This window comes from Deinococcus aerophilus, assembly GCF_014647075.1.
Taxonomy (GTDB): domain Bacteria; phylum Deinococcota; class Deinococci; order Deinococcales; family Deinococcaceae; genus Deinococcus; species Deinococcus aerophilus.
Genome location: NZ_BMOM01000061.1, coordinates 1 through 5,596 on the forward strand (window position 1 = coordinate 1; position 5,596 = coordinate 5,596).

Below are 5,596 nucleotides of genomic sequence, written 5' to 3' on the forward strand. Positions count from 1 at the left end.
CACGCCCCTCCTCAAACCACCCTTGAGGTCGGCTGGCAACTCGTTTTCCGTCCAATCTCATAAAATCTGTCAGGCCGCCAGGAGCTTACCCTCAATGTGAGCCAAGCGTGAGTTGAGGCAACAAGCGGGGGCCGGGAATTTCGAGCTGCCAGACGTGCATTCCGCCGGAGGGGCCAGCGCGCGGCTTTGTCAGCTCAATACTATTTAAAGCAACAAAAGTGTTTACAAAATAGTAGAGTTGGGTTACACTGTAAGCACGTCGGGAATGGTCCCGGCCTCCCCATCTTCCCCAGACGCCTCAGGAGGCGATTCAAATGACCCAGACCCATACCAGCACCGCTGCCCGCACCTTCGTGGACACCGTGACCTACCGCCCCGGAGCCGTCATCCTCTACCCCGGCAAGAGCGACATGCTGTACCGCGTGGCCAGCGGCCTGGTGCGCGTGCATACCATGGATGACGACGGCAACGGCCTGACCCTGCGCTACGTGAAGCCTGGCGAGTATTTTGGCGAAGAAGCCCTGGCCGGCGTGAACCGTGCCTACTTTGCTGAGGCCGTGACCGACAGCAGCATTGACGTGATCAATCCGGCCCTGATGAGCGCTGAGGACAACCTCGTCGTCACGACGCACCTGGTCAAGACCCTGGAGCGTGCCTACGAGAGCATCTACCGTCTGGTCGGCAAGCGCCTGCGCGCCCGTATTGCCGGAGAGCTGCTGGAGCTCAAGGACACCGCCCTGGCCACCCAGACCGAGAGCGGCGAGACCATGATCTACGCCACCCACGACGAACTGGCCGCCGCGGTGGGCAGCGTGCGCGAGACCGTGACCAAGGTGGTCGGTGAACTCAGCCGCGAAGGTGTGATCAGCGCCGGCTACGGCAAGATCACCCTCAAGAACGAGGCTGCCCTGAGCACCATCGCTGCCGCCTGAGTCTGTCTCCATCGCCGCACCGCCCGGAAGGTTCCGGGCGGTTTTTTGTTGCGTCTATAAACTGCTGACGGAGAGAGGAACACACCAAGACTTGCACGGCCACAGAGGTCATGCTACTATCCCTCTCGCGCCGGAAACGGCACGCCACACGCGCACAGCGCGGTATTCGGCAGTAGCTCAGTGGCAGAGCGTTCGACTGTTAATCGAATGGTCGCTGGTTCGACCCCAGCCTGCCGAGCCAGACAGAATCCCCGTCCTAGACGGGGCTTTTTCCTTTTGTATTCCCCAACCGCAGCGTGCCCAACGAGACCACATGCCCAACGCGTGCCCAACGGGATTTTTATGACTACTTTTTTGAACCCTCTATGAGGGTCGACAAGTCCAGAGTCAGGGCCTCCCTTTCCTTGTCGAAAACGGTGCGGTAACGGTCCTGAGTGAAGGAGGCACGGGCATGACCGACGTGCGCGGAGATGACCTCCACAGGCCGTCCGTGCTGGCCCTGGATCGAGATGAAGGAGTGCCGTAGAACATGCGTTCCCCGGTAGGGCACCTCCGCCGCCTGACACAGTGCGCGCATGAGCTTGTAGACATTGTCGGGGAGGATGGGGAGGCCACGCGCGGTCGTGAACACGGAATCACTCCCCACGTAGTGTGCGCCCTGAGCTTCCCGGTCAAGGATCACTTGATCCGGCTGTTGCTTGAGGATGGCGAGGGCGTCTCCCCCCACCGGCACAGAACGCCGCGACCGCGCCGTCTTGGGAGTCGTGCGGTGCGCCTTCCCGGCGAGGCTCACCAGCGCCTCTCTGATGTAGATGCGGCCTGTCTGAAGATCCACATTCTCCCAGCGCAAGCCCAGTGTCTCTCCGATTCGAAGCCCAGTGGCCAGCATGAAGCAGAAGGCCACACCCCGCCGATCATGGCGGGCCACCGCATAGAACCGCGCAGCCTCCTCCTCCGTCCATGCCTTCACAGTGTCATCCTGGGCAGCCTCTCGCGTGTAACGGGGCCGCACCACGTCTACCGGATTGCGGATTAGGTCGCCGTGCCTGACCGCTTCGGCAAAAGCCTGCCGCAGAATATTATGGATCGACCGCTTCATGGAATCGCCCAGCGGCTTGCCCAGCATGGCCGGCCGGCGCTTGTCCCGGTGCTGCAGGTCGGCATAGAACGCTTCCAGATCCCGGGGCGTGACAGTAGCCAGCCGTTTCTTGCCCAGGCCAGGAACGATGTGGACCTCAATCATGCAGGCCTGACCCTGGGTGTACTTCGCCGCCTGGCTGTCCTTGCGCAACGCGTGCCAGGCGCGGATGTAGTCCTCAACCGTCACCTTCTCCATCACCGCAAACTGGCCGCGGGCCGCGTCCGCAATGACCCGACTCTGGGCACGCTCAGCTTCCGACTTGGTGCTCTCCGTGCCAACGACGCGTTTTTTCTCTCCGTTTGGCAGCTCCACTGTGGCGCGCCACTGCCATTTGCCCGACGGCAACTGCCTGAGACCACCCAGACCATTGCCACGCTTCTGGGCCTTCTTTTTAGTTTTCACCGCCACGTTGCTCCTCTAAAGGAATGGTGATTTCCACGGTCAGCGCGAGGGCATCAAGAATGGCCGGCCAGTGGCTATCCTGCCGAACCAGAGGGGTCTTCAAGGTGCGACTCAGAATGGACGGCGTGGTGCCCAACTGCTCGGCCAGCTGAGCCTGAGTCAGCCCCAGCGTCTTCAACCGGCTCTGAATGACTTGCTTGGGATTTGGCTGCACCTGTGCACTATAAGCTTATGAGCGGTTGCCGCAAACATTCGGGGGCAGCGCTGTGGGCCGCTGCCAGGCGAATGAACTGGCAGGCCAGTCGCTCTGTATCTGCCTTCTCCTGAAAGCGAGCCCGTACTGACCCATAGATGGAGCCACCGCTGCCTCGTCCGGAGGGAGCGCCCGACGGCCCCACCTATGGAATGCAGGATGATGTATTGGCGAACCCGATGACCGACTCGGTTGCCGTCTCACTCGTGGGTTCTTCAATCAATTGCACAATGCGCGCGCACGATCCTGACAGGAGGCTGTCATGCTCTGCTGCAGCGCATGAGGCATGTTCCCGTCGGATGCAGTGGCGGCAGGTGGGCGCTGTGCCATCCCTCTGACTGCGTCCGATTTCAGGCCCTCAAAGGATGGGTGCGCACGGTGGCTGCCCGCGAAACGGCCTGCACGGTGGCCTGAGTGGCAGGCATGGCCTGCCCCCGCGCGCGACAAGCTCACGGCTGGAACCCAATTTCTAAGTTGAGAGCGTCCAGGTTCATGGCAACCGCAGTTGGCTTCCCCATCCGGAAGAACCTGTGGATGGAGAAGCATGGGGAAAATAATTTGAAACACGGAGGGTATTGGAGGGGGTTAGATCATGTGCACTCCTGTAAGGACCTCATCGGGGTCTGTGGAGGTGGGGCGGTCACCAGGACAGGGAACTTGGCGCAGGGCAGAGGCGGCGGTGGTGGTCAGCTTGCCCTGCATGACCACGGAGGCGCCCGAGCAGCAGACGATCCATACAAACGGGAACAGGCGCTTGGCGCCCGCAAGGGAATGACCCGAGGAAAGGATGGGGTGTCGGGGACGCCCTGGAACGGCAAAGGAAGGACTCTGGGAACAGAGGCCAAGAAACCTTTCCAGCCGCCCACCTTTGCCGTGATGCCCGGGCGAAGAGCCGGTTTGAGGCGGGGCAGATGGGTGGTCCAGGACCGACGGGGCAACCGCTTGCCCCAGGCAATGTGGCGGGCCTGCAAATACAACTCCGCCGCGTCGAGGGCCTGACGTTCCCGCTTGGCCGAGCTGAATCGGACTTGGTCTGCCCACCGAGGCCGACACCCACGCTCGTCGCTGGGTCTGGAAAAATACCGCGCCAGATTGCACAGGTGACGGTCATCCTGGACCACCGTGCAATGGACTGCCGAGGGCAGGTGCTCAAGGTCCGGGACCATGGCGAGGACGTGAAGATGAGGCTTGCCCGAGCGGCTCAGGGCCAACCGGACATACCGTGGCATCTCTCCCAGCAGTCGCTTTAATTCTTGTCGGGCCAGCGCCGGACCGTCATGGTAGAAGTCGATTCCGGCCGGCAAACGAACCACCAGGTGGCACAGCTGACCCACCCTGCACGCCAACAATCGGCAAAGAATCCCCTCCCCATTGCCAAAGAGCTCAGCCGCCCCCCGTTGGCGCTTGGCCCAGGTGTCTGTGACCGCATCCGGCACCCAGTCACAGCCGGGGCGCTGCTGCTGGTAACGGAAGGTGTAGGGGTGTGTGTGGACATCGGCCAGCACGAGAACGCCGCCTCAAAACGGCAATAGGGCGCCGCAGCGGCCATTGAGGCCGCTACGAAGTCAGAGGAATTCAGTGGGGCTGCTGTCGGAACAGGCCTGCCGGGATGCTCATCCTGGAGGCGGGTCCCACGGACCGTTACTCGGTCTGGCCAGCCAGAAATTCATCAATGGCCGTGAGCGGGACCAGGATTTTGCGCCCCACCAGGATGCAGCGCAGCTGCCTGGCGCGGATCAACTCGTAGACGCCATTCCTTCCGACGCCCAGAATCTGCGCCACCTCCTCAGGTTTGCGGGTCCGGCGGGGGTCCACACTGCTCGCCCCACTCCGCTCCCGACTACCGCTGTGGGCGGAGGCAGTCCCTTCCAGTGCGCTCTGGCGATCGTCCTGTGCGTTCATGTCCCGTACTGTGTCAAGATTTCCGTTACTGTTATAGGTATCGTGACCAGTAACGCAACATCCCCAGAATTGTTCGCCACCTGGACAACACCGTTCGACGTCCAGGTGAACCGAGAGACCCATACATTGGTCTTCACACCCGCCTGTGTGGACGGGCTCTACTTACAGCCGCGCAGTCTGTTTGACCGTCCAGGTGGGGGGGAGGGACACTACCAGACACTCATCTCCACGCTGCTGTCATTAAATTCCTACTCCACGGACCAGGAATGGCGAGCGACAGCACAGAAGTTGGGGCCACTGATCCAGCGACATCCCCTTCAACACGCAGCGCTCAACGGAGGTCTGAGCGAGTCCATGTCCGATTGGTTGAAGGCAACCCAGGACCTGAGCGCCCTGTGGGAAGACATCGAGGCCCTCGCCACGGCCGACACCGAGCCCCTCTCCTTAGAGGAACGGCGTGAGATAGGAATTGATCGCCTCGCTGCCCTGGGATATCCCGTTGAGACCGTTTCTCCGGCGCAGCTCGAAGCACAGCTGGAGGCCTACATACCCAGGGCAGATACCGAGGTCCAGAACGTCACCGACCGGATCGGCAGAAGACTCAATGCATGGTTTCGGGGTCAGCACCCACGGGTCTCTCCCCTGCTCAATCCCCGCACCCGTGACGTCGAGATCGTGGTGGAGCAGGGTATCCAGGCCCTCTTCCTGATGACCGTCTCGCTGGCCCGCAATGAACTGGGGGCCTTTCCCCGGATGTGCACACGCCCCAATTGCACCCGGAAGACATTCATGACCGGACGCAAGAAATACTGCAGTCTGGCGTGCCAGCAGGCCCACAAGTCAGCGCGCCAGCGCCAGAGGAAGTCAGAGGTCACCAAGAAGTCCTAGGGTGTGTCCGCAAACCTTCAGAGCCACTCCATCAGGCAGGCAATCGTGACCATGGCCTCGAAATGACAGGCGCGTTTC

General features: G+C 61.7%; 5 protein-coding genes and 1 tRNA gene. 3 read left to right on the top strand and 3 right to left on the bottom strand.

The window, feature by feature from the left end; translation table 11 throughout:
- Window positions 1-314 precede the first annotated feature (314 nt).
- Entirely contained in the window at window positions 315-932 is a 618-nt protein-coding gene (locus IEY21_RS16440) for a helix-turn-helix domain-containing protein (RefSeq protein WP_188905423.1), read from the top strand.
- A 166-nt stretch (window positions 933-1,098) separates the two neighbouring features.
- Window positions 1,099-1,173 (top strand) — tRNA-Asn (locus IEY21_RS16445).
- A 105-nt stretch (window positions 1,174-1,278) separates the two neighbouring features.
- Here the strand turns inward: IEY21_RS16445 and IEY21_RS16450 are convergent.
- From IEY21_RS16450 to IEY21_RS16460, 3 genes are all read right to left on the bottom strand, one after another.
- Complete coding sequence (locus tag IEY21_RS16450; protein ID WP_229753186.1) at window positions 1,279-2,481, bottom strand: tyrosine-type recombinase/integrase; 1,203 nt, start codon at window positions 2,479-2,481, stop codon at window positions 1,279-1,281.
- Window positions 2,465-2,689 (bottom strand): helix-turn-helix domain-containing protein, encoded by a 225-nt coding sequence (locus IEY21_RS16455; protein ID WP_229753187.1) that lies wholly within the window; start codon window positions 2,687-2,689, stop codon window positions 2,465-2,467. The genes IEY21_RS16450 and IEY21_RS16455 overlap by 17 nt, the downstream gene beginning before the upstream one ends.
- A 1,680-nt stretch (window positions 2,690-4,369) precedes the next feature.
- Window positions 4,370-4,630: a helix-turn-helix domain-containing protein gene (locus IEY21_RS16460; RefSeq protein ID WP_188905424.1), complete on the bottom strand. Its 261-nt coding sequence runs from the start codon at window positions 4,628-4,630 to the stop codon at window positions 4,370-4,372.
- Between the two features lie 354 nt (window positions 4,631-4,984).
- Here IEY21_RS16460 and IEY21_RS16465 point away from each other — a divergent pair, with 354 nt between their 5' ends.
- Window positions 4,985-5,518 (top strand): hypothetical protein, encoded by a 534-nt coding sequence (locus tag IEY21_RS16465; RefSeq protein ID WP_188905425.1) that lies wholly within the window; start codon window positions 4,985-4,987, stop codon window positions 5,516-5,518.
- The last annotated feature ends 78 nt before the right edge of the window (window positions 5,519-5,596 follow it).